A 21,692-nucleotide genomic window follows, 5' to 3' on the forward strand; every position below is an offset into this window, starting at 1 on the left:
TTGAGGCGCAGCGGCGGAACCACCATGTCGATTGTGAATGTCAACGGCGGTCGGATTTAGGCCAGTGTGGCGGCGTAATAGCAGACAATGGTGGTGCGCTGGGATGACATGCGAAGGGCCCCGATCGGGCCCCTTCGTCGTCCGCCGGATCGGCATGTTGAGATCGCGCGCTATTTCCCATTTCCAAAATTGGGGAAGCCGTAATTCTGCGCGACCAGCATGGTATGCGTGCCCGCGACATGGTTGACGACCTGGACGACCTCGCGGGTATAACGCAGCAGGTTGTACGGGTTCCGGTAAGACGCGCTGATCAGGATATCGAAGGCGTTCGAGCCGTGGATGATGCTCGCGCTGGTGAGCAGCAGCGGTAATTTCCCGCCGTCGAGGTTTTCGGTGATCCACCCGCGCGAGCGATCGATGATCTCGGTGACGATGCGTTCCTGCGACGGCTCGGGCCCCGCGCGCGTTCCCTCCCAAATCAGCCGCTCCTCACGCATCGAGCCCAGATCGACCGACACCGCAATCTTGCCCTGTTCGGGCAGGAGTATCTTCTCGGCATGGCCGCGCGGCCACAGCACTTCACCGATCGTGCCGTCGCTGATCAGCCGGGACAGCGCCCGCGCCACCGCCTGCCGCTCATTGTCGCTGAGGCCGGGCTCGCCGTCCTTCTCGAACCATTCGCGCAGCGAGGGGCTGTCCAGAAAGCTCTGCCGGTCGTGCAGACGCGGAAATTCGGATGCCAGGGCGCGGAGGATGCGTTCGGATGCGCTCGGGCGGCGTTCCGAAGCCGTATCGTCGGTGTCCTTCATGTCATTCCCGCATCAGAGTGTCTGTAACGTTGGTCAGCCGGCATATTATCACGCTGTTGCGCGTTCCTATGCACATATCTCGTCGCAATCGACAGACGACCGGTCAGCCCGACAAACCGCCGGCACGAACAAATCAGCCATGCTCGGCGGGATAGGCCCGTCAGGCGGAGGCGTTGGCTAGCATGTCGCGCACCGCCGCGACCGCCTCGGACGCCTTGCCGCCATCCGGGCCGCCACCCTGGGCCATATCCGGCCGGCCACCGCCGCCCTGCCCGCCAAGCGCCGCCACCGCCGCCTTGACGAGCTCGACCGCGCTGATCCGATCGATAAGGTCGCTGGTCACGCCCGCCGCGACGCTCGCGCGTCCATCGTTGATGCCGACGATCAGCGAAACCCCAGAACCGAGGCCGGCCTTGGCTTCGTCGACCAGCCCACGCAGGCCTTTGGGATCAAGTCCTTCAATGACTTGTGGCAGGAACTTCACACCCGCGACATCCTCTGGGCCGGCCTTTTCGGCCTTGCCGCCGCCGCCGAGCGCCAGCGCCTTTTTCGCGTCGGCAAGCTCGCGCTCAAGCTTGCGGCGCTCGTCGACCAGCGCGGCGATCCGCGCGGGAACGTCGTCGGGCGCGGTCTTCAGGGCGGCTGCGGCCTCCTTGAGCCGCTCGTCGCGATGGGTGAGCCACAACCGGGCCGCTTCCCCGGTCAGCGCCTCGATCCGGCGCACGCCGCTCGATACCGCGTTTTCCGAGATGATCTTGAACAGCGCGATATCGCCAAGTGCCGAAACATGGGTGCCGCCGCACAGCTCGACAGAATAGCTCTTGTCGTCGCCACGCCCCATCGACAGGACGCGGACCTCATCGCCATATTTCTCCCCGAACAGCGCCATTGCTCCGGCTTCGATCGCGGCGTCGGGGGTCATCAGCCGCGTCGACACATCGTCATTCTGTCGAATGTGCAGGTTCACCTCGGCCTCGACGGCCGCGATGTCTTCGGGAGTCAGCGCCTTCTGATGCGAGAAGTCGAAACGGAAACGATCTGCGGCGACGAGGCTACCCTTCTGAGTAACATGCCCGCCCAGACGGTTGCGCAATGCCGCATGCAGAAGGTGAGTCGCTGAATGATTGGCGCGGACCTGGGCGCGGCGCTCGGCGTCGACGATCAGGTGGAGCGCGTCGCCGGGCTTCACGCTACCGCTCACTATCTTGCCGCGGTGCGCGTGGACGCGGCCCAGCGGTTTGGCGGTGTCGCTGATCTCTATGACGAGGCCATTATCGCCGGTAATCCGGCCGGCATCGCCCATTTGTCCGCCGCTTTCGCCATAGAAGGGAGTCTGGTTGGTGACGAGGACGATCTCGTCGCCCGCGCCGGCGCCGTCGACCCGCTTGCCGTCCTTGACGATCGCGAGCAGCTGGCCGTCGCCTTCCTCGCTGACATAGCCGGTGAACTCGGTGCCGCCATGCTCCTCGGCGATATCGAACCATATTTCGTCCGAAGCCTTTTCGCCCGACCCCTTCCAGGCGGCGCGCGCGGCGGCCTTCTGCTCGGCCATCGCCGCGTCGAAGCCGGCGCGATCGACGGCGAGGTCCTGCGCGCGCAAGGCGTCCTCGGTCAGGTCATAGGGAAAACCGAACGTGTCGTAGAGCTTGAACGCGACAGCACCGGGCAGGACGTCGCCAGCCTTCATGCCCCCGGTCGCTTCGTCGAGCAGGCGCAGGCCGTTGGCAAGCGTCTGGCGGAAACGGGTTTCCTCGAGCTTCAGCGTCTCCTCGATCAGCGGCTGCGCGCGGACGAGATCGGGATAGGCAGCGCCCATTTCGGCGACGAGGCTGGGAACCAGGCGATGCATCAGCGGCTCGGCCGCGCCCAGCAGATGCGCATGGCGCATCGCGCGGCGCATGATCCGGCGCAGCACATAACCGCGGCCCTCATTGGCGGGCAGCACGCCGTCGGCGACAAGGAAGCCGGCAGCACGCAGATGATCGGCGATCACCCGGTGCGACGCCTTGTTCGCGCCGTCGATCGCTGTCCTCGTGAACTCACCCGATGCGGCGATCAGCGCCTTGAAAGTATCGGTGTCGTAATTGTCGTGCACGCCCTGCAGCACCGCCGCGACCCGCTCGAGCCCCATGCCAGTGTCGATCGACGGCCTGGGAAGATCGATCCTCGTGTCCTTGTCGACCTGCTCATATTGCATGAAGACGAGGTTCCAGATTTCGACGAAGCGGTCGCCATCCTCATCGGGGCTGCCGGGAGGGCCGCCCGGGATGTGCGCGCCATGATCGTAGAATATCTCGGAACAGGGACCGCAGGGGCCGGTGTCACCCATCGACCAGAAATTGTCAGAGGTAGCGATCCGTATTATCCGGCTCTCCGGAATACCGATATTCTTCCAAAGGCCATAGGCTTCGTCATCGGTATGATAGACGGTGACGGTCAGTTTGTCGGCCGGGATGCCCCAGGTGCCGGTCAGCAGGCTCCAGGCGAGGCTGATCGCGCGTTCCTTGAAATAGTCGCCGAACGAGAAGTTGCCGAGCATCTCGAAGAAAGTGTGGTGCCGGGCGGTGTAGCCGACATTGTCGAGATCGTTGTGCTTGCCGCCCGCGCGCACGCATTTCTGCGACGAGGCCGCGGTCGAATAGGGCCGGGTTTCGAGTCCGGTGAAGACGTTCTTGAACGGGACCATTCCCGCATTGACGAACATCAGCGTGGGATCGTTATGCGGCACCAGCGGCGCGGAAGGCACGGGCGCGTGCCCCTCCTTCGCGAAGTGGTCGAGGAAAGAGCGGCGGATGTCGTTGGTCGATGTCATGAGGGGGACTTAGGCGAGAGGGGGCGGCACCTCAAGCGCTTCGGCGCTCAACGGGCGCGTTCGGTCTCGCGTTTCAGGGTCTCGACAAGATCGGCGGCGGGCATGGCGCGTGCCAGCGGAGCACCCTGCCCCGCCCATTGCGCGCCATAGCCATAGTCTCCACGCGCTTTGGCCGCGGCGTTCAGCGCTTTGCCGAGGTCATAGGCGATCGGATAGGCGGGCACGTCCAAGTCGGGCACTTCCGTACCCAGGCTGGTGAAACGATTAGCCAGACAGCGCGCCGGTCGCCCCGAAACAACCCGTGTCATCACGCTATGATGAGCAGCGTCTCCGGCGAGCGCGGTGCGATATCCGGCATCGGCGAGACTTTCGTCGGTGGCGATGAAGGCGGTGCCGAGTTGCGCGGCGGCCGCACCGAGGTCGAGCATGGCGGCGATTCCCGCGCCGTCCATGATGCCGCCGGCCGCGATCACCGGAACGTCGAGCGCGCGGACGAGGATGCGGGTCAGGGCGACGATGCCGAGGTGATCGTCATGCGCATCGGGATCGAACACGCCGCGATGTCCGCCGGCCTCCCACCCCTGCGCAACCACGGCGTCGACGCCCGCCGCGACGATCGACCGGGCTTCGGCGATATTGGTGGCCGAGGCCATCAGATAGATGCCCGCATCCTTCAGCGCCCGGATGGCGGGAGCGCCCGGCAGGCCGAAATGAAAGCTCACCGCCGCCGGGCGCTCGCTGAGAAGCATCGCCAGCATGGCGTCATCCTCGATGAAGCTACGGTATATCTCGGTAAGAGATTCCGGCGGGGACGCGCCGAGGGCTTCGAATTCCGGACGCAGCCTTTCGATCCATCGGCTCTCCACGACGGCGTCGGCGATCGCTGGCCGATGGCAGAAGAGGTTGACGTTGAAAGTACCGGAACAACGTTCGCGCACCGCCGCAATCATCGCCCGTGCGCCTTCGGCGTCGCTCGCGCCGACCGCGATCGAGCCCAGTGCGCCACTTTGCGATACCGCTGCTGCCATGGCCGGCGTCGACACGCCCGCCATCGGCGCCTGGATCAGGGGAAAGGCAAGCTGGAGGTGCTCAACGAAGCTCATCGAGCCACCGGTTCCGGGATTGTCTCAGGCATAGGCATAGGGCCCGCCCTTCGCCAGCGCCGCCTGATAGGCGGGCCGGGCATGAATGCGGGTGAGCCAGTCGATGATCGTGGGACGCTTGCCGTCCAGCTTCAGCCGGGCGCGCGCGGCTTCGAGCGGAAAACTCATCATGATGTCGGCAGCGGTGAACTCGGGTCCCGCGAACCAGGCGCGCTGACTGAGCTCGGCCTCGACATAGTCGATATGGGTCATGGCGAACTTCGTGACGAAGCTCCGGGCGGGCCAACCGAACGGCCCCATTTTTCCGATCACCAACGCCAGCAGCATGGGCGGCATCAGTGAGCCCTCGGCATAATCGAGGAAATAACGCCAACGCAGTGCGCCATCGGAATCCTCCGGTGGGCCGAGCGGACCACCCTTGGCCAGGGCGATGAGATATTCGATTATCGTCGCGGTTTCCGCGATGATGCGGCCTTGATGCTCGATGACCGGCGACTTGCCGAGTGGATGGATTTTCCGCAATTCGGGCGGCGCGAGCATCGTCTTCCTGTCACGCTCGTAGCGCGTGACCGTATAGGGAAGCCCCAGTTCCTCGAGCAGCCACAGCACCCGTTGCGATCGTGAATTTTCGAGATGGTGAACGATAATGGCCATAGGTCCCGGCTCCCCTGAGAAGAGAGCCAAGACCCCGCCCCGTCAGCCTGGCTCGTTCACATAGACCGCAAGTTCGTTACCGGAAGGTTCGCGGAAGTGGAAGCGGCGGCCGCCGGGAAAGGCGAAGATCGGCCGGACGATCACGCCACCCGCCGCCTCGACCGAGGCTTGCGCAGCTTCGAGATCGTCCACCTCGATCACCGCGAGCGGCCCCGTCGTCGCCTCGGCGGCATCGCCGTTGAGGCCAAGGTCGGTCCCCTGCCCCATCGTCGCGGCATAATCGGGCCCGAAAGCGGTCAGCGACCAGCCAAAGGCCCGTTCGAAGAAGGCCTTGCTGCCGGCGGTGTCGCCAACCGGCAGCTCGACATAGTTAAGGCGTGCTGGCATCGACCTCGCCTCAGACGTCGTCGTCTTCCGACGGTCCGGCCATCAACGCCTCGCCGACATCGTCGCTCTTGCCCCGGATCGCAGCTTCGAGCTTCGCCGCGAGCTCCGGATTTTCACGGAGGAACGTCTTGGAATTCTCGCGACCCTGGCCGATGCGCACCGAATCATAGCTGAACCATGCGCCGGACTTCTCGACGAAGCCGGCCTTGACTCCAAGATCGATAAGCTCGCCGACCTTCGACACGCCCTCGCCATACATGATGTCGAACTCGACCTGCTTGAACGGCGGCGCGACCTTGTTCTTGACCACCTTCACGCGGGTGGCGTTGCCGACCACTTCGTCACGATCCTTGATCGCGCCGGTGCGGCGGATATCGAGGCGGACCGAGGCATAGAATTTCAGCGCGTTGCCGCCGGTCGTCGTTTCGGGCGAGCCGTACATCACGCCGATCTTCATGCGGATCTGGTTGATGAAGATGACGAGGCACTTGGAACGGCTGATCGAGCCGGTGATCTTGCGCAGCGCCTGACTCATCAGGCGAGCCTGAAGACCGACATGGCTGTCGCCCATCTCCCCCTCGATCTCGGCACGGGGAACAAGTGCCGCGACCGAATCGATCACCAGCACGTCGATCGCATTCGAGCGGACCAGCGTATCGGCGATTTCCAGCGCCTGTTCGCCCGTGTCGGGCTGCGAGACGATCAGTTCGTCGATGTTGACGCCGAGCTTCTTGGCATAAACCGGGTCGAGCGCATGTTCGGCGTCGATGAAGGCCGCGGTGCCGCCGGCCTTTTGTGTCTCGGCAATGGCATGGAGCGCCAGCGTCGTCTTGCCCGAGCTTTCTGGGCCGAAAATCTCGACGACGCGGCCCTTTGGCAGGCCGCCGATGCCCAGTGCGATATCGAGTCCGAGCGATCCGGTCGAAATCGCCTCGACCTGCATCGCTTCCCGCGAGCCGAGTTTCATTGCCGAGCCCTTGCCGAAGGCGCGATCGATCTGCGCCAATGCGGCTTCCAGAGCCTTCTGTCTGTCCATATTCGCCGCGTCCTTCTCGGATCCGATGAGCTTTAACTGAGCCGCCATTGCGTTCACTCCCTCGTAGATCGGGTGACCCGAACGTTCAAACTGGAAGTTGTGTACGCAGAATGTTCCAAAAGAACAAGAGGGAAACATTCTTGTTCTGTTCTGTATCGCGAGAGCCTAGCTGACCGGCTCCGCTCGGGCGTGATCGGCGAGCGCCTCGCGCGCCGCCTGCCCGATCTGCTGAACCGAGAAAGGCTTGGGCAGAAAACCGATATTATCGAGATCGATCGACTTGCGCAGCTGCTCCTCGGCATAGCCCGACATGAAGATGATGGGCAGATCGGGCCGCTTCTCGCGTGCCGCGCGCGCCATGGTCGGGCCGTCCATTGTCGGCATCACCACGTCCGAAATGACGAGGTCGATCACCTCATCGGCGCTTTCGAGCATTTCGAGGCCCTCCTCGCCATTGGTGGCGGTGAGGATCTTGTAGCCCTGCCGCGCAAGGGCGCGCTCGGCAACGGCGCGGACCATGGCCTCGTCCTCGACGAGCAGGATCGTGCCGGTGCCCCACAGTTCGGGGCTAGCCTCCTTGGGCGCGGCGCGCGGCACCGCGGCGGTCGCGGGGGCCTCGTGGACCGGCAGATAGATGACGAAGCTCGTCCCCTGCCCCGGCTCGCTCTCGGCGAAGATGAAGCCGCCGGTCTGCTTGACGATGCCATAGACGGTCGACAGGCCCAGCCCAGTGCCCTTGCCGACTTCCTTGGTGGTGAAGAAGGGTTCGAAGATCTTGGTGATGATGTCGGGGGCAATGCCGCTGCCGGTGTCGGTCACCTTCATCGCGGTATATTCCGTGACGGGCATGATCTCGATGCCGAGCCGGCGGACATCGGCCTGCGACAGCGCATAGGTCTGAATAGTCAGCGTGCCGCCGTCGGCCATCGCGTCGCGGGCGTTGACGGCGAGGTTGACGATCACCTGCTCCAGCTGACCGGGGTCGGCGCGCACAGTGCCGAGATTGCGGCCATGGCTGACCTCAAGCCTGACCGTCTCGCCCAGCAAGCGTTTCAGCAGGTTGGAGATTTCGGAGATGACGTCCGGAATCTGCAATATCTGCGGGCGCAGCGTCTGCTGGCGCGAAAAGGCCAGCAGCTGACGCGTCAGCGCCGCCGCGCGGTTCGAATTATGTTTGATCTGCTGGATGTCGTCATAGTCGCTGTCGCCGGGAATGTGGCGCATCGTCATCAGGTCGCAATGGCCGATGATTGCGGTGAGGATGTTGTTGAAATCATGCGCGACGCCGCCGGCGAGCTGGCCCACCGCCTGCATCTTCATCGCCTGAGCGACCTGCCGCTTGAGCTTCGATTCCTCGCTATTGTCCTTCAGGCTGAGCAGCACCGCGGCATTGCCCAGCCCCTTGGCGGCGGCGATGGTGAGCGAGACATTCTCCTCGGGCCGCGCCTTGAGCCGCACCGAAAGATCGCTGGCCGAACCGCGCCCGGCCGAGAAACGCCGAACCGCGTCGGACACCGCGGCTTTGTCCTCCTCGACGACGAGATCGCCCGGATAGACGATTGCCGAGTCCGGGCTCAGTCCCGCCGCGCGACGGAACGGGCTGTTCATGAACAGCACCCGGCCATCGCGCTCCGCCACAGCGAGCCCCAGCGGCAACATCCCGAGCAGGGCGTGGAGGTCCCCGGTCGCGACCGCGCGGGCAGCGCCACCGGCTGCGCCCGATGGCTCGTCGAGCAGCAGGAAGAGCGTCGCGTGAACCGCGCTCTGCTCGTCGAGCGGGATCTGGATCAGCCGCACCGGGTCGGCGCTGGTCGGATCGGCGGCGAGACGGATCACGTCGCCGTCACTGCGCAGCAATTCGGCAAAGGCCCAGCCCGCGCTCGGTGCATCGGCCGAACCCAGCGCACGCTGGAGGAAGACGCGATTGGCCTCGATGCCGACGCCGTTGCCGTCGACCAACGCCGCCATCACGCCGGCGCTGCCGATCCTGCGGCCGACATCGCTGCCCAATATCCGCATCATGTCGGCGACGCTGTCGAACTGGCCCGAGCGGCGGAAGCGCCAGACGAGATGACCATCCTCATTGCCCGCGCGCCGTACGATCACGTCGATGAAGCCGCGATCGGTCTGCACTTTGGACAGGGTAGCGCGGCCATCACGGCGCGCGGCCACCGCCGCCGCCGCCAGACGGAGGCGAACATCGGATTCGAGCGGAAGCTGAGGCGGCACCGGCAAGCCGCCGAACCACGCTTCGAACGGGCGGTTGGCGCAGACGAGCTCGCCGCCGGCCCCTGTGATTGCGATCGCGGTCTCGGCGTCCTCGATGCTTCCGCGCAACAGGCCGATATCGATGTGCCGCACCGGGCGGACGTGGATCTGCGCGCGGATCATGGCGACCAGCAGGATCATGCCGATGCCCAGGCAGAAGGCGAGCATGAACAGGCCCGCAACCAGCAGGTTATTGGTCGCGCCCCAGATCATCCCCGCCATGCCGAACGACGCCACCAGCGTCAGCAGGCCAAGCAGGACGTTGAGCACAAGCCGGCCCGATGTGGGCGACATGGTCGGGGCGGGAAGCGAGCTCGGCATCGCCGCCTTGTCCCCCCGCCCCCATGGCCTCGTCAAGCGGGCTCTACCAGATGCGGATACGATCCGCCGGCGCGAGGTACATCGCCTCCCCCGGCTTGACGTCATAAGCCGGGTAGAAGGGATCGAGGTTGCGCACGACCCAGCTGCGCTGGATGGAGGGCGAATGCGGATCGGTCAGCAGCCGCTGGCGCAGATTGGCCTCGCGATAATTACGCCGCCACACCTGCGCCCAGCCCAGATAGAATCGCTGGTCGCCGCTATAGCCGTCGATGACGGGAGCCGCCTTACCCTTGAGTGACATCTGATAGGCTTCATAGGCGACCGTCAGCCCCGCCAGGTCGGCGATATTCTCGCCCTGGGTCAGCGCCCCCTGGATATGCATGCCGGGTAGCGGCTCATAACGGTCATATTGCTTGACGACCTGGTTGGTCAGCGCCCCGAAACGGGCGACATCCTCGGCCGTCCACCAGTCCGACAGCTTGCCGTGCATGTCGTATTTCGCACCCTGATCGTCGAAATGATGGCTGATCTCATGGCCGATCACCGCGCCGATCCCGCCATAATTGACCGCGGGGTCGGCATGCGGATCGAAGAAGGGCGGTTGCAGGATGGCCGCCGGGAAGACGATCTCGTTCAGGCCGAAATTGGCATAGGCGTTGATCTCCATCGGCGTCATCTGCCACTCGGTGCGATCAATCGGCTTGCCGAGCTTGTCGAGCCCGCGCTGCCATTCGAAACCCTGGGCGCGCATCACATTGCCGAGCAGATCGCCCCGCTTGATCGCCAGCGTCGAATAGTCGCGCCACTTAGTAGGATAGCCGATCTTCGGAGTGAAGGCGGCCAGCTTGGCGCGTGCCTTGACCTTGGCGGGCGCCATCCATGTCAGGCCATCGATACGCTTGCCCATCGCCGCGATCACGTTGCGGACCAGTTCGTCTGCGGCCGCCTTGGTCTCCGGAGTGAAGTAGAGCTTCACATATTCCTGGCCGAGATCCTCGCCGATCAGATCCTTGACCAGTGTGACCCCGCGTTTCCAGCGCTGCTGGTTCTCCGGCGTGCCCGACAATATCGTCTGGTTGAACGCAAACTCGGCATCGACGAACGGCTTGGAGAGGTAGGGAGCCTGGGCATTGATCGTTGCAACCAGCAGGTAATCCCTGAGCACCTCGATCGGCGCGGCGCCGATCGCCTTGGCCATCCCGGTGAAGGCGGTCGGCTGCGCGACCAGGATCGCATCGGGCCGGTCGATCCCGGCGGCGGCGAAATAGGCATCCCATGCGAAGCCGGGCGCGTTTTTCGCGAAGTCGCTGCGTTGCCACTTATTATAGGTCTTGGTGCTGTCGCGGCTGTCCACCCGGGTCCACTGCACCGTCGCCAACTCGGTTTCGAAAGCGAGTATCTTCGCGGCCCGCGCGGCGGCGTTCGACTCGCCGGCCATCGTCAGCAGCTTCGTCAAATAATCCTGATAGGCTGCGCGGGCCTTTGCGATCTCAGCATCGGTCTTCAGATAATAATCGCGATCGGGCATGCCGAGGCCGCGCTGGCGCATCTGGACGATATAGCTGTCGGGATCCTTGTCATCCTGATCGACATAAATCCGGAACGGCGTGACCAGCCCGATCCGGAGCAGCTCGCCCATCTTGGCCGCGACCGCCGGCTTGCTGTCCAGCGCCCTGATCGCGTCGAGCGTCGGCGTCAGCGGCGCGATGCCGGCGGCATCGGCGGCCTTTTCATCCATGAAGCTGGCATAGAAGTCGCCGATCCGGCTCCCGGAAGCCGCTGCGGCCTTTTCCAGTATTTCATGGCTACGCTGCATCGACAGGTCGTCGAGCACGGTGAACATGCCGAAGTTGGAGCGGTCGCCCGGAATCGGGGTCGATTTCGCCCATTGCCCATTGGCGTAGCCGTAGAAGTCGGCGCCCGGCCTGATGCTCTTGTCCATGCCGGCGGTATCGAAGCCGAAACTGCCATAGGTGGGCTTGGCCGCGGTCACGGCGGGCTTGTCCTTCGCCGCCATGGCGGGTTTGTCCTTCGCCGCCATGGCGGCGACGGGCGTAATCATGCTGCTCGCGGCCAGTGCGATCAGGAAATTCTTCATGGCAACCTCGGTGTATGATCTGACTATGACGGTGGCTTACCATCAACACTGTCAGGATCAACCCTCGGCATTAGCCTTATGCTCGGTGCGGTGGCGTCCGCGGAGGGTCCACTTGTGCGAGATCCACGCCCTCCACAGGCAGCTGGAAAGCAGATAGCCTATCGTCGCCGAAACGACCGAGATGACGAACAGCCCCATGACGAGCGCCGGCGCCGCCGATGATGCCAGCCAGGCGGCCCACTCACCCATGCTCGCGCCATGCTCGATCATCGCCGCCACGGTGCCGATATCGGCGGTCGAATGGACGAAGCGGTTGCCGACGATGATCGACAGATAGAGGATGAATGGCGTCGTCGCCGGATTGCTGAGGAAGGTCATTGCCACCGCAATCGGCACATTGGCGCGGCACGGCAGTGCGAGCAGCGCAGCTCCGATGATCTGAAGGCCCGGAATCATCAGGAAGATTCCGACGATCAACCCCAACGCCACGCCACGCGGCACCGACCGGCGGGGAAAGCGCCACAGGCTGGGCTCGAGCACGCGATGCGCGAAGGGACGCAGCCAGCGCACCTCCTCGAGCGACTCGCGCGTCGGCGCGTTCCTGCGCCACCAGTTGCCGATCTTGTCGAACATCAGCCGCGCTCGCGAAGCAGGCGGCCCTGCTCGCGCTTCCAGTCACGGGTCTTTTCGGTTTCGCGCTTGTCGTGCAGCTTCTTGCCTTTGGCCAGCGCGAGCTCGACTTTGGCCCGGCCCCGCCCGTTGAAATAGATCGACAGCGGGATCAGCGTCATGCCCTCGCGCGATACCGCAGTCCGCATCTTTTCGATCTGACGGTGGTGGAGCAGCAATTTGCGCGGCCGCTTCGGTTCATGGTTGAAGCGGTTGCCATGACTGAACTCGGGTACATTGGCGTTGACCAGCCAGACCTGCTCGCCCTTCACCTCGGCGTAGCTTTCGGCGATCGATCCTTCGCCGAATCGCAGCGACTTCACTTCGGTGCCGGTCAGCGCGATGCCCGCCTCGAAAAACTCCTCGAGGAAATATTCGTAACGCGCGCGCCGATTCTCGGCGACGACTTTCGTCTTTTCAAATTCGGCGGGACGCGGGCGGACCATTGATCAGCCCAACGCACGAAAGTCCCGGTCGTGTCGAGCGTAATCGGGAATATTCCCGACACCACCCGGGACGAACGGGGTATTTTTCGGGAAAAGCTTCACACTGCCCCCGCATGGACCAGTGCGGCGTCGACCGCGTCGCGGCTCGCTTCGGAAGGCCAGGTCATCGGCATGCGCAACTCGGCCGGGAAATCGGCATAGGTGCGGCTCAGCGCATATTTGACCGGCCCTGGCGAGGCATCGGTGAACAGCGCGCTGTGCAGCGGGAAGAGCCGGTCCTGGAGCGCCAGCGCATCCGTCCAGCGGCCTTCGGTACACGCCCTCTGGAAGTCGGCGCACAGGCCGGGAAGGACATTGGCGGTCACGGAGATGCATCCGACGCCGCCCATCGCGTTGAAGCCGAGCGCGGTATCGTCATTTCCGGAAAGCTGGCAGAATTCGGGTCCGCAGCGCAGCCGCTGGGCCGAAACGCGCTCGAGCTTGCCGGTTGCGTCCTTGATCCCGATGATCGTCTTTATCTCGGCGAGCTGGCCCAATGTCTCGGGCTGAATATCGGTCACGGTGCGCGCAGGTACATTGTAGACGACGATCGGCAGGTCGCAATGCTCGGCGAGATAGCGGTAGTGGAGCAGCAGCCCGTCCTGATTCGGCCGGTTGTAATAGGGCAGCACGACCAGCGCGGCATCGGCGCCCGCCGCCTGCGCCGAGCGCATATGCTCCAGCGCGACGAGCGTGTCGTTCGATCCGCAGCCTGCGATCACCGGCACCCGGCCCGCCGCCTGCTCGATGCAGACGCGGACGACATGGTTATGCTCCTCGATCGACATCGTCGCGCTTTCGCCGGTCGTCCCGCACGGCACCAGCGCGCTGGAACCTTCGGATATCTGCCAGTCCACGAAGCCTCGAAACAGTTTCTCATCAAACGCTCCGTCGCGAAACGGCGTCACAAGGGCTGGTATCGACCCGCTGAACATCACGCTCTCCCTTCACCTGGAGCGCTTCTGAGGCCATAGTGGCGCAATGAAGCCTGTCCGAGAAACGACTGCGCCCAATAGGTTCGGGCACCCTCCCCTGTCCAGCCGGAGTCGGCGTCTTTTTGCGGTCGCGGCGCTATTGCTGTCCACCGCAGCCATCGCGGCGACGATCGCGCCTCAATTGCCGCCGCCGGCGGCATCGCGATCGCCCGCCCCCGGAGCGCCGGCCTGGCGTGAGGATGTGCTGCAGGGCGTGATCAACGAATGGCGACGGCTTCAGCAAAGCGATTCGCTGCCATTTCAGGACTATGCCGCCTTTCTGATCGCGCATCCCGGCTGGCCCGGCGAGTCGGCGATGCGCCGCGCCGCTGAACGGCGAATCGACCCGAACAATTACGATCCCGCGCAGGTCGTGCGCTTCTTCACCGGCTCCGCGCCGCTGACCGCCGCCGGCCAGACCCGCTATGCCGAGGCGCTTGCCGCCACCGGCCGCCCCGCCGAGGCCCGCAGCAATGCCGCAGGCGCCTGGACCACCCGGGGGTTGTCGGTGAACGACGAGGCGCGGCTGATGGCGCGCTTCGGCCCCAGCATGTCGGTAGCCGATCATGATCGCCGGATGGAGCGATTGCTGCTCGACCGCGCGACGACTCCGGCGGCGCGCCAGATCGCCAATGTGTCGCCAGGAAAGCGCGCGCTCTTTGCCGCGCGGCTGGCTTTGCTGCGCAACGACGCGGACCTGGACGCGCGGATAGCGGCGGCGGGAGACGCGGTGAATCGCGATCCGGGTTATATGATCGAACGCGCCCGCTATCTGCGCGACCGCGGCGACAGTCTCGGCGCGCGGATATGGATGGGCAAGTCGCGCGACCTGACCAGCACGCCGTTCGACACCGCCTATTTCCTCGACAATCTGCTGAGCTTCGCCCAGGCGGCCAATGCTGACGGCCAGTTTGATATCGCGCTGGCGATCGCCAAACATGCCGAGCAGGCCTTTCCGCCAGGTGCCCGGGTGCGCGAGCGTCCCTTCGCCGAACGCGACGACTATACCAGCCTGACCTGGCTGGCGGGCCGGGTGGCCCTCTACAAGCTCGCACGCTATGACGACGCGATGGCGATGTTCGATCGCTATGCCCGCGCCGCGCAGACGCCCGGCACCCAGACGAAGGGCTGGTATTGGGCGGCCCGCGCCGCCGAACGCGCCGGTAAAGCAGACTGGGCGCAAAGCTATCTCGGCCAGGCTGCCCCGCATATCGATCAATTCTATGGCCAATTGGCCGCCGAGCGGCTTGGCCGCGACCTCGTCCTTCCCCCCGAGCCGGCGCGCAACATGATCACGGCGTCCGAGCGTGCGGCGTTCGAGGCGAGCGAGGTGATCCGCGCCGCGCGGCTGCTGGGCAAGACCGGCCAATGGCAGGACCAGACGCAATTCATCCGGCTCATCGCCGCCAATGCCAAGACCGATAGCGATCATATCCTGGCGGGAGAACTCGCGCGGTCGATCGCCCGGCCCGACCTTGGCGTCATGGTGTCCCGCGCGGCGCGTAGCAGCGGTAAGCCCGATCCGCTGCGAATCGGCTTCCCCGAGGTTCCCGTTCCCCCGACGATGACCAGTCACTGGACCCTGATCCATGCGATCAGCCGACAGGAGAGCCAGTTCGACCGGCAGGCAACGAGCCGGACCGGCGCGCGCGGGCTTATGCAGCTCATGCCCGGCACCGCCCGCGAGCAGGCCGGCAAGCTGGGACTGGCCTATGACCCTGCCCGGCTCGCGGATATCGACTATAATGTGATGCTGGGGTCATCCTTCTTCGATCGGATGCTGACCTATTACAGCGGCAATTATGTCTTGGCCATCGCCAGCTACAACGCCGGTCCCGGCAACGTGAACAAGTTCATCCGCGCCAATGGCGATCCGCGCATGCCCCGCGTCGACGTGATCGAGTGGATCGAGGCGATTCCCTTCGCCGAGACCCGGGGCTATGTCCAGAAGGTCCTCGAAAACGCCGTCATATACGATCTCCTGAATCCGGCAAAGGCGAGAGTCGTGGCGCGCAACCGGCTGTCCTCCTACCTCGGCAAGGCCAAGCCGGGCTGAGACGCACGGAACCCGGTTCCCCGTGACCGCGTTTAGCGCCGCGGGGGACGAGCTTTTTCAGTGATGACGGCGACCCCTGCAAAGCCTCTTGTGCAGCGCAGCGAAGCGATGCACCATCGGCTTTGTCGATCAGGCTGATGACGGAGCGATATGGCAGGGGCAGGCGCTTTCGATGAGATCCGGGGTAAAGCGGGCGATCCGGCGGGACGGCCCGAATTTGCACGGCTTTCGCAATGGATAGAAAATACGCCCGCCAGCGAGCTCGATCGCCGGCAAAAGGCCGCCGAAGCGGCATTCCGACAATTGGGCATCACCTTCGCCGTCTACGGCGAAGAGGAATCCGCCGAACGAATCATCCCTTTTGATATTGTGCCGCGCGTGTTCACTGCGCCCGAATGGGCCAGTCTATCGGAAGGACTCGTCCAGCGCGTAGAGGCGATCAACGCCTTCCTGGCCGACATTTATGGCGACCGGAAGATCCTCAAGGACAAGGTCGTCCCTGAGGAGCTGGTCCTCGCCAATTCCCAATTCCGGCCGATGCTGGCGGGCGCAAAGCCGCCGCATGGTGTGTTCGCACATATCTGCGGCATCGATCTGGTCCGCACGGGCCCCGACGAATTCTGGGTGCTCGAGGACAATGCCCGCACGCCTTCGGGCGTCTCCTATATGCTGGAAAATCGCGAGGCGATGCTGCGGCTGTGCCCGGAGCTGTTCGAGCAGTTCGACGTGAAGCCGATCGACAGCTATCCCGACGCGCTGCTGGAGACGCTGCAATCGGTATCGCCACGTTCGCAAGGCGCGGGCGCCACCTGCGTGCTGCTGACCCCCGGCCACTTCAACTCCGCCTTTTACGAGCATAGCTTCCTTGCCGACTCGATGGGGATCGAACTGGTCGAGGCCGCCGATCTCGAGGTCGACGACGACAAGGTCTGGATGCGGACGATCGAAGGGCGCGTGCAGGTCGATGTCATCTATCGCCGGATCGATGACGATTATCTCGATCCTCTGGTGTTCAAGCCGGACTCGCTGCTCGGCGTTCCCGGCGTCGTCGCCGCCTATATGGCGGGCAATGTCGCACTGGTGAATGCACCCGGCACCGGTATCGCCGACGACAAGGCGATCTATAGCTACATGCCTGAGATCGTGAAATATTATTCGGGCAGCGACGCGAAGCTCCCCAATGTCGAGACCTATCGCTGCCGCGAGGCGGGCGCGCTCAAATATACGCTCGACAATCTCGACAAGCTGGTGGTCAAGCTGGTCGACGGCTCGGGTGGCTATGGCATGCTGGTCGGTCCAACCGCGACCAAGGCGCAGATCGAGGATTTCCGCGCCGCCCTGATCGCCGAGCCGCAGCGCTATATCGCGCAGCCCACCCTTGCGCTGTCGACAGTGCCGACCCTCACCGATGCCGGCGTGGTACCACGCCATGTCGATTTCCGGCCATTCGTCCTGTCGGGCGCCAAGGGGGTTACGATCACACCAGGCGGGCTCACCCGCGTCGCGCTGCAGGAGGGTTCGCTGGTGGTCAATTCAAGCCAGGGCGGCGGCACCAAGGACAGCCTGATCCTCGCCGGTCCGGGCAGAGCTTCCTGATGCTGTCGCGGACCGCCAATTCGCTCTACTGGATCGGCCGCTATGTCGAGCGCGCGGAGTTCACCGCGCGGCTGATCGAGGCGACGATCCGGCTCGATGCGCTCTCCCCCCGCCCAGCCGGCCAGGGCGCGTGGGACAGCGCCCTGCTTGTCGCCGCGGCCGACTATGACTTCAACCTGACGGGCGAAACCCGCTCGCCATTGGCTATCAGCCGCTATCTCACCCTGTCGGCCGGTAATCCCAACTCGATCCGCTCCTGCCTCGATTCCGCGCGCAGCAATGCCAAATCGGTGCGCACCGCGCTCAGCCGCGATGCGTGGGAAGCGATCAATCGCGCCTGGCTCGGCCTGCGTGGACGCGCTTCGACCGGGGGCAGTCAGACGACACTCAGCCTGGTCGAACAGATCCGTGCCGAGACCCGCGGCTTCGAGGGCGCGCTGCACCGGATGCTGCGCAACGAAGCCTATAGCTTCATCGGCCTGGGCGCGGCGATCGAACGCGCCGACAACACCGCGCGGCTCATCGACGTCAAATATCACCTGCTGCTGCCGGAAGGGGAGAAGGTCGGTGGTCCGATCGACCGTGACCAGTGGACGACGATCCTCCACACCGTCTCGGCCGTCACCGCCTATCGCTGGCTTTACAGCGAGGGCCTGAAACCCTGGCTCGTCGCCGAACTCCTCAGCCTCAAGCCGGAGCTTCCCCGCTCACTGATCGCGTCGTCGGATGAGGCGGTGGCGCATCTCAACGCGATCGGCAAACGCACCGGCTTGCAGGGCGAGGCCGACCGGCTCGCCCGCGTGCGCCACAATGCGCTCGAACGAACCTCGATCGACACGATCTTCGCGCAAGGTTTGCATGAATGGCTCACAGCCTTCATCTATGAGAATACCCGCATCCATCAGGCGATCGGGCAGCAATTCCGATTTGGTTGAGCCACGATGCGTCTATTGATCCAGCACCAGACCGAATATCGCTTCACCGAGCCACAGGCGCGCGTGGTTCAGATGCTGCGGATGACGCCCTCCAGTCATATCGGCCAGAATATCGTGCAGTGGCGTATCGACGTGGATTGCGACGCCCGGCTCAAACATTCCAGCGATGGCTTCGGCAATATCGTCTCGATGCTCTATCTCGCGGGGCCCGTCGAGCGGATCGGGCTGCGCGTGACCGGCGAGGTGGTGACCGAAGATCGCGCCGGGGTGGTATCGGGCGCGATCGAGCCCCTACCCCCGGTCGTCTTCACCCGACCGACCGAGCTTACCGCCGCCGATGACGCCATCCTGGCCCTCGCTAGTGAGCACGGCCCGGATTCGGGCGACGCGTTGAGCCGTGCGCATGCGCTGAACAGCGCGGTCTATGGCATGATCCGCTGCACCACCGCGCGTAGCACCGATGTCAGGCCCGCGCGCGACATCGTCGCCGCGCGGTCGGGGTGCAGCATGGACATGGCGCATGTGCTCGTCGCCATCGCGCGCGCCGCCGGTTTCGCGGCGCGCTTCGTCACGGGCTACATCTACAGCGAGGAGCCCAATCGCGGCCAGGCCCAGGCTCCGCATTTCTGGGCCGAGTTCGATGTGCCCGGCTATAGCTGGATCGGTTTCGACCCGGTCCATGACCAATGCCCCAATGATCGCTATGTGCGTATCGCCGGGGGGCTTGATTTCCGCGACGCTGCGCCGATTTCAGGAGCACGCGTCGGTGGTGGGCATGAAGTCCTCAATATCGGCGTCGACGTTAAGCTTTCACAGGGGCAGGCTCAGGACTAAGCGATGGACTGCGGCAATGAGGCCGTCCGTCTAAACCTGACATGTTGGGGATAGTGATAATCGCATGAAGCTCGTTCGGGGCATCTGGAAATTACTGGTCGGGATCAAGGACGCGCTTGTCCTGGTCGCCATGCTGATCTTCTTCGCGCTGCTGTTCCTGACGCTGTCGATCAAGCCCAACAGCGCGATCCTGAGTTCGGGCGCGCTGGTCGTCGATCTGAGCGGCACATTGGTCGAGCAGCCTGCCGAAACCGATACGCTGGGGCTGATTACCGGCAAGGACGGCTTCACTCGCGAAACCCGGCTGCGCGACCTCGAACGATCGCTACAGACGGCGGCGACCTCGAGCGGGATCAAGGCGATAGTCCTCGATCTCGACAGCTTCATGGGCGGCGAGCAGGCGACGATCGCCGCTGCCGGCAAGGCGATCGATGCCGTGCGCGCGGCCGGCAAACCGGTCTTCGCCTATGCGACCGGCTATAGCGACGATGGCTATCAGATCGCTTCGCACGCCAGCGAAATATGGCTCAATCCGCTTGGCGGCGTGATCCTGACCGGGCCGGGCGGCGCACAACTCTATTATAAGGGTCTGATGGACAAGCTTGGCATCACCGCCAAGATATATCGTGTCGGCACTTTCAAATCGGCGGTCGAGCCCTTCATGCGGTCCGATCAGTCACCCGAAGCACGCGCGGCGAACCAGGCGCTCGCCAACACCCTGTGGGCGCGATGGCAGGCCGAAGTGGCCGCAGCCCGGCCCAAGGCCAAGGTCACGACATATGTCGCGCAGCCCGCAGCGGCGATGGCCGCCGCCGGCGGGCAGATGTCGCAAGCCGCGTTGCGTGGCGGACTGGTCGACAAATTGGGTGATCGCAATGCCTTCAACGCCCGCATCGCCGCGATCGCGGGCGACGCGGGTAGCGGCGGGATCAATGATTTCAAGGCGATCCCGCTCGAAGACTGGGCCGCCGCGCACCCCGAAAAGTCGAGCGGCACACCGATCGGGGTGCTCACCGTCGCGGGCGACATCGTCGATGGCGACGCGCCGTCGGGCACCGCCGGTGGCGGCACCATCTCCAGATTACTGCTGGAGGAGCTTGCCCGCAAACGGATCAAGGCGCTCGTCGTAAGGATCGATTCGCCCGGCGGGTCGGTCACGGGTGCGGAACAGATCCGATCTGCGATCGCCCAGGCGCGCGGGCTCGGCCTGCCCGTCGTCGTATCGATGGGCGGGCTGGCGGCGAGCGGCGGCTATTGGATTGCGACGCCCGCACAGCATATCATCGCCGACCCTGCGACGATCACCGGATCGATCGGCGCCTTCGGTATCCTGCCGACCTTCGAAGGGGCGCTCGCCAAGCTGGGCCTGTCGGCGGACGGCGTGAAGACGACGCCGCTCTCTGGCGAACCCGATGTTTTTCGGGGCACCTCACCGCAGTTCGATGCGCTGATGCAGGGCTCGATCGAGGATATCTACCGCCGCTTCGTCGCGCAGGTCGCCCAATCTCGCAAATTGCCGCTCGACCGTGTCGAGGAGATCGCCGAGGGACGCGTCTGGGCGGGCAGCAGCGCGCGGCAGATTGGGCTGGTTGATGGCTTCGGTACGGTCGACGATGCCATTGCGCACGCCGCCCGGCTGGCCAGGATCGATCCCGCCAAGGCCCGTCCGCTCTACATCGAAAAGCCGCTGTCGCCCTGGAAGCAGATGTTCAAGTCGCTGGTTGCGCCTGAAGAGGAAGAAAGCACCGCCAAAGGCGACGTCTGGGCAATCGCGGCGGGCAGGCCCGAGCGGACGTTGGTCCGCGCGCTTGCGGACGCACAGCGCATCCTGACCGGTTCGACGATGCAGGTCCGCTGCCTCGAATGTACCCGCGTCGGCGCGCCGCCGCGCCCCGGCGACATGAGCGCGGCGCGCCGCCTGCTGGCATGGGCGGGGCGCTAGCCGTTCGCTCTGCCCGGCGCGACGACGCCGCAGCCATTGCGGCGATCTACGCCCATTATGTGCGGAACAGCGTCATTACCTTCGAACTCGATCCGCCAGACGCCGCGACAATGGCGGTGCGGATGGACTCCATTCTACCGCTCTATCCCTATCTGGTCACCGAATGCGATGGCGTGCTGCTCGGCTACGCCTATGCCGGCCGCTTATATGATCGCGCCGCTTACCGCTGGACCGCCGAGGCGACCGTCTATGTCGCGCATGAATGGCACCGACGCGGGATCGGCCATATGCTCTATGCCGCGCTCATCGCCGCGCTTGCCGCGCAGGGCTTCCAATCGGTCGTCGGCAAGATCACCCTGCCCAACCCCGCCAGCACTCTGCTCCACGAGGCGTGCGGCTTCCGACAGGTCGGCCTGCTCGCGAAGGTCGGTTACAAGCAGGACGCCTGGCATGACGTCGGGATATATCAACTTGAACTCGGCACCCGTCCCGTAGGGCCGGAGGAGCCCCGGCCCTTCCTGGCTTAGTTTGTTTCAGCGAAGCTGAAACGGCGGTACCGGCCCGCTCCCATGTAAGTGAAACACTCTAGGGGTTGTGGGGATTCATCGCGAGTTGATGACGGCTGCGGCGAGGTAGATCATTGCGGAGAAGCTTAGATCGGTTTTGCAGGCGCGCATGGCGATGCGCTTGAACTCTTTGAGTTTGCGCCAAGG

General features: G+C 64.6%; 17 protein-coding genes. 6 read left to right on the forward strand and 11 right to left on the reverse strand.

The window, feature by feature from the left end:
* Positions 1 to 170: 170 nt before the first annotated feature.
* The 11 genes from WP12_RS02010 to dapA form a co-directional block, all read right to left on the reverse strand.
* Complete coding sequence (locus WP12_RS02010; protein ID WP_235398894.1) at positions 171 to 809, reverse strand: hypothetical protein; 639 nt, start codon at positions 807 to 809, stop codon at positions 171 to 173.
* A 160-nt stretch (positions 810 to 969) separates the two neighbouring features.
* On the reverse strand, positions 970 to 3,621 hold the full coding sequence (alaS, locus tag WP12_RS02015; protein WP_046192099.1) for an alanine--tRNA ligase: 2,652 nt from the start codon (positions 3,619 to 3,621) through the stop codon (positions 970 to 972).
* A 47-nt stretch (positions 3,622 to 3,668) separates the two neighbouring features.
* Positions 3,669 to 4,724 carry an NAD(P)H-dependent flavin oxidoreductase gene (locus WP12_RS02020; RefSeq protein WP_046192100.1) on the reverse strand — a complete coding sequence of 352 codons (1,056 nt, stop codon included), beginning with the start codon at positions 4,722 to 4,724 and terminating at the stop codon, positions 3,669 to 3,671.
* A gap of 24 nt (positions 4,725 to 4,748) precedes the next feature.
* On the reverse strand, positions 4,749 to 5,378 hold the full coding sequence (locus WP12_RS02025; RefSeq protein ID WP_046192101.1) for a glutathione S-transferase family protein: 630 nt from the start codon (positions 5,376 to 5,378) through the stop codon (positions 4,749 to 4,751).
* Positions 5,379 to 5,420: 42 nt separating this feature from the next.
* Positions 5,421 to 5,765, reverse strand: coding sequence for a VOC family protein (locus WP12_RS02030; protein ID WP_046192102.1), 345 nt, complete (start codon positions 5,763 to 5,765; stop codon positions 5,421 to 5,423).
* A gap of 10 nt (positions 5,766 to 5,775) precedes the next feature.
* A complete protein-coding gene (recA, locus tag WP12_RS02035; protein ID WP_046192103.1) occupies positions 5,776 to 6,849 on the reverse strand; it encodes a recombinase RecA in 1,074 nt (357 codons plus the stop codon).
* Between the two features lie 117 nt (positions 6,850 to 6,966).
* The gene (locus WP12_RS02040) at positions 6,967 to 9,390 is read right to left on the reverse strand and encodes a hybrid sensor histidine kinase/response regulator (protein ID WP_046192104.1); all 2,424 of its coding nucleotides are present in this window, start codon (positions 9,388 to 9,390) and stop codon (positions 6,967 to 6,969) included.
* A 43-nt stretch (positions 9,391 to 9,433) separates the two neighbouring features.
* Positions 9,434 to 11,488 carry a M13 family metallopeptidase gene (locus WP12_RS02045; RefSeq protein ID WP_046192105.1) on the reverse strand — a complete coding sequence of 685 codons (2,055 nt, stop codon included), beginning with the start codon at positions 11,486 to 11,488 and terminating at the stop codon, positions 9,434 to 9,436.
* A 57-nt stretch (positions 11,489 to 11,545) separates the two neighbouring features.
* Positions 11,546 to 12,121: a DUF2062 domain-containing protein gene (locus WP12_RS02050; RefSeq protein ID WP_046192106.1), complete on the reverse strand. Its 576-nt coding sequence runs from the start codon at positions 12,119 to 12,121 to the stop codon at positions 11,546 to 11,548.
* Positions 12,121 to 12,603 carry an SsrA-binding protein SmpB gene (gene smpB / locus WP12_RS02055; protein WP_046192107.1) on the reverse strand — a complete coding sequence of 161 codons (483 nt, stop codon included), beginning with the start codon at positions 12,601 to 12,603 and terminating at the stop codon, positions 12,121 to 12,123. The genes WP12_RS02050 and smpB overlap by 1 nt, the downstream gene beginning before the upstream one ends.
* A gap of 98 nt (positions 12,604 to 12,701) precedes the next feature.
* Positions 12,702 to 13,577, reverse strand: a complete 876-nt coding sequence (gene dapA, locus WP12_RS02060) for a 4-hydroxy-tetrahydrodipicolinate synthase (protein WP_046192108.1) — start codon at positions 13,575 to 13,577, stop codon at positions 12,702 to 12,704.
* Between the two features lie 139 nt (positions 13,578 to 13,716).
* On the opposite strand from dapA, the gene WP12_RS02065 reads away from it, so the two are divergent.
* The 6 genes from WP12_RS02065 to WP12_RS02090 all read left to right on the forward strand — a co-directional run bounded on the left by WP12_RS02065 (position 13,717) and on the right by WP12_RS02090 (position 21,506).
* The gene (locus tag WP12_RS02065; protein WP_327196183.1) at positions 13,717 to 15,672 is read left to right on the forward strand and encodes a lytic transglycosylase domain-containing protein; all 1,956 of its coding nucleotides are present in this window, start codon (positions 13,717 to 13,719) and stop codon (positions 15,670 to 15,672) included.
* A 150-nt stretch (positions 15,673 to 15,822) separates the two neighbouring features.
* Entirely contained in the window at positions 15,823 to 17,268 is a 1,446-nt protein-coding gene (locus WP12_RS02070; RefSeq protein ID WP_046192109.1) for a circularly permuted type 2 ATP-grasp protein, read from the forward strand.
* Positions 17,268 to 18,203 (forward strand): alpha-E domain-containing protein, encoded by a 936-nt coding sequence (locus tag WP12_RS02075; RefSeq protein WP_046192110.1) that lies wholly within the window; start codon positions 17,268 to 17,270, stop codon positions 18,201 to 18,203. Before WP12_RS02070 ends, WP12_RS02075 begins: the two co-directional genes overlap by 1 nt.
* 6 nt (positions 18,204 to 18,209) lie before the next feature.
* Positions 18,210 to 19,037 (forward strand): transglutaminase family protein, encoded by an 828-nt coding sequence (locus WP12_RS02080; RefSeq protein WP_046192111.1) that lies wholly within the window; start codon positions 18,210 to 18,212, stop codon positions 19,035 to 19,037.
* Positions 19,038 to 19,101: 64 nt separating this feature from the next.
* A complete protein-coding gene (gene sppA / locus WP12_RS02085; protein ID WP_046192112.1) occupies positions 19,102 to 20,979 on the forward strand; it encodes a signal peptide peptidase SppA in 1,878 nt (625 codons plus the stop codon).
* A complete protein-coding gene (locus tag WP12_RS02090) occupies positions 20,964 to 21,506 on the forward strand; it encodes a GNAT family N-acetyltransferase (RefSeq protein WP_046192113.1) in 543 nt (180 codons plus the stop codon). The genes sppA and WP12_RS02090 overlap by 16 nt, the downstream gene beginning before the upstream one ends.
* Positions 21,507 to 21,692: the final 186 nt, after the last annotated feature.

This window comes from Sphingomonas sp. SRS2, assembly GCF_000971055.1.
Lineage (GTDB): Bacteria > Pseudomonadota > Alphaproteobacteria > Sphingomonadales > Sphingomonadaceae > Rhizorhabdus.

What these genes read in the sequence shown, in the direction of transcription:
- WP12_RS02010 (WP_235398894.1), bottom strand. Translation starts at nt 809, where the DNA reads ATGAAGGACACCGACGATACGGCTTCGGAACGCCGCCCGAGCGCATCC.
- alaS (WP_046192099.1), bottom strand. Translation starts at nt 3,621, where the DNA reads ATGACATCGACCAACGACATCCGCCGCTCTTTCCTCGACCACTTCGCG.
- WP12_RS02020 (WP_046192100.1), bottom strand. Translation starts at nt 4,724, where the DNA reads ATGAGCTTCGTTGAGCACCTCCAGCTTGCCTTTCCCCTGATCCAGGCG.
- WP12_RS02025 (WP_046192101.1), bottom strand. Translation starts at nt 5,378, where the DNA reads ATGGCCATTATCGTTCACCATCTCGAAAATTCACGATCGCAACGGGTG.
- WP12_RS02030 (WP_046192102.1), bottom strand. Translation starts at nt 5,765, where the DNA reads ATGCCAGCACGCCTTAACTATGTCGAGCTGCCGGTTGGCGACACCGCC.
- recA (WP_046192103.1), bottom strand. Translation starts at nt 6,849, where the DNA reads ATGGCGGCTCAGTTAAAGCTCATCGGATCCGAGAAGGACGCGGCGAAT.
- WP12_RS02040 (WP_046192104.1), bottom strand. Translation starts at nt 9,390, where the DNA reads ATGCCGAGCTCGCTTCCCGCCCCGACCATGTCGCCCACATCGGGCCGG.
- WP12_RS02045 (WP_046192105.1), bottom strand. Translation starts at nt 11,488, where the DNA reads ATGAAGAATTTCCTGATCGCACTGGCCGCGAGCAGCATGATTACGCCC.
- WP12_RS02050 (WP_046192106.1), bottom strand. Translation starts at nt 12,121, where the DNA reads ATGTTCGACAAGATCGGCAACTGGTGGCGCAGGAACGCGCCGACGCGC.
- smpB (WP_046192107.1), bottom strand. Translation starts at nt 12,603, where the DNA reads ATGGTCCGCCCGCGTCCCGCCGAATTTGAAAAGACGAAAGTCGTCGCC.
- dapA (WP_046192108.1), bottom strand. Translation starts at nt 13,577, where the DNA reads ATGTTCAGCGGGTCGATACCAGCCCTTGTGACGCCGTTTCGCGACGGA.
- WP12_RS02070 (WP_046192109.1), top strand. Translation starts at nt 15,823, where the DNA reads ATGGCAGGGGCAGGCGCTTTCGATGAGATCCGGGGTAAAGCGGGCGAT.
- WP12_RS02075 (WP_046192110.1), top strand. Translation starts at nt 17,268, where the DNA reads ATGCTGTCGCGGACCGCCAATTCGCTCTACTGGATCGGCCGCTATGTC.
- WP12_RS02080 (WP_046192111.1), top strand. Translation starts at nt 18,210, where the DNA reads ATGCGTCTATTGATCCAGCACCAGACCGAATATCGCTTCACCGAGCCA.
- sppA (WP_046192112.1), top strand. Translation starts at nt 19,102, where the DNA reads ATGAAGCTCGTTCGGGGCATCTGGAAATTACTGGTCGGGATCAAGGAC.
- WP12_RS02090 (WP_046192113.1), top strand. Translation starts at nt 20,964, where the DNA reads ATGGGCGGGGCGCTAGCCGTTCGCTCTGCCCGGCGCGACGACGCCGCA.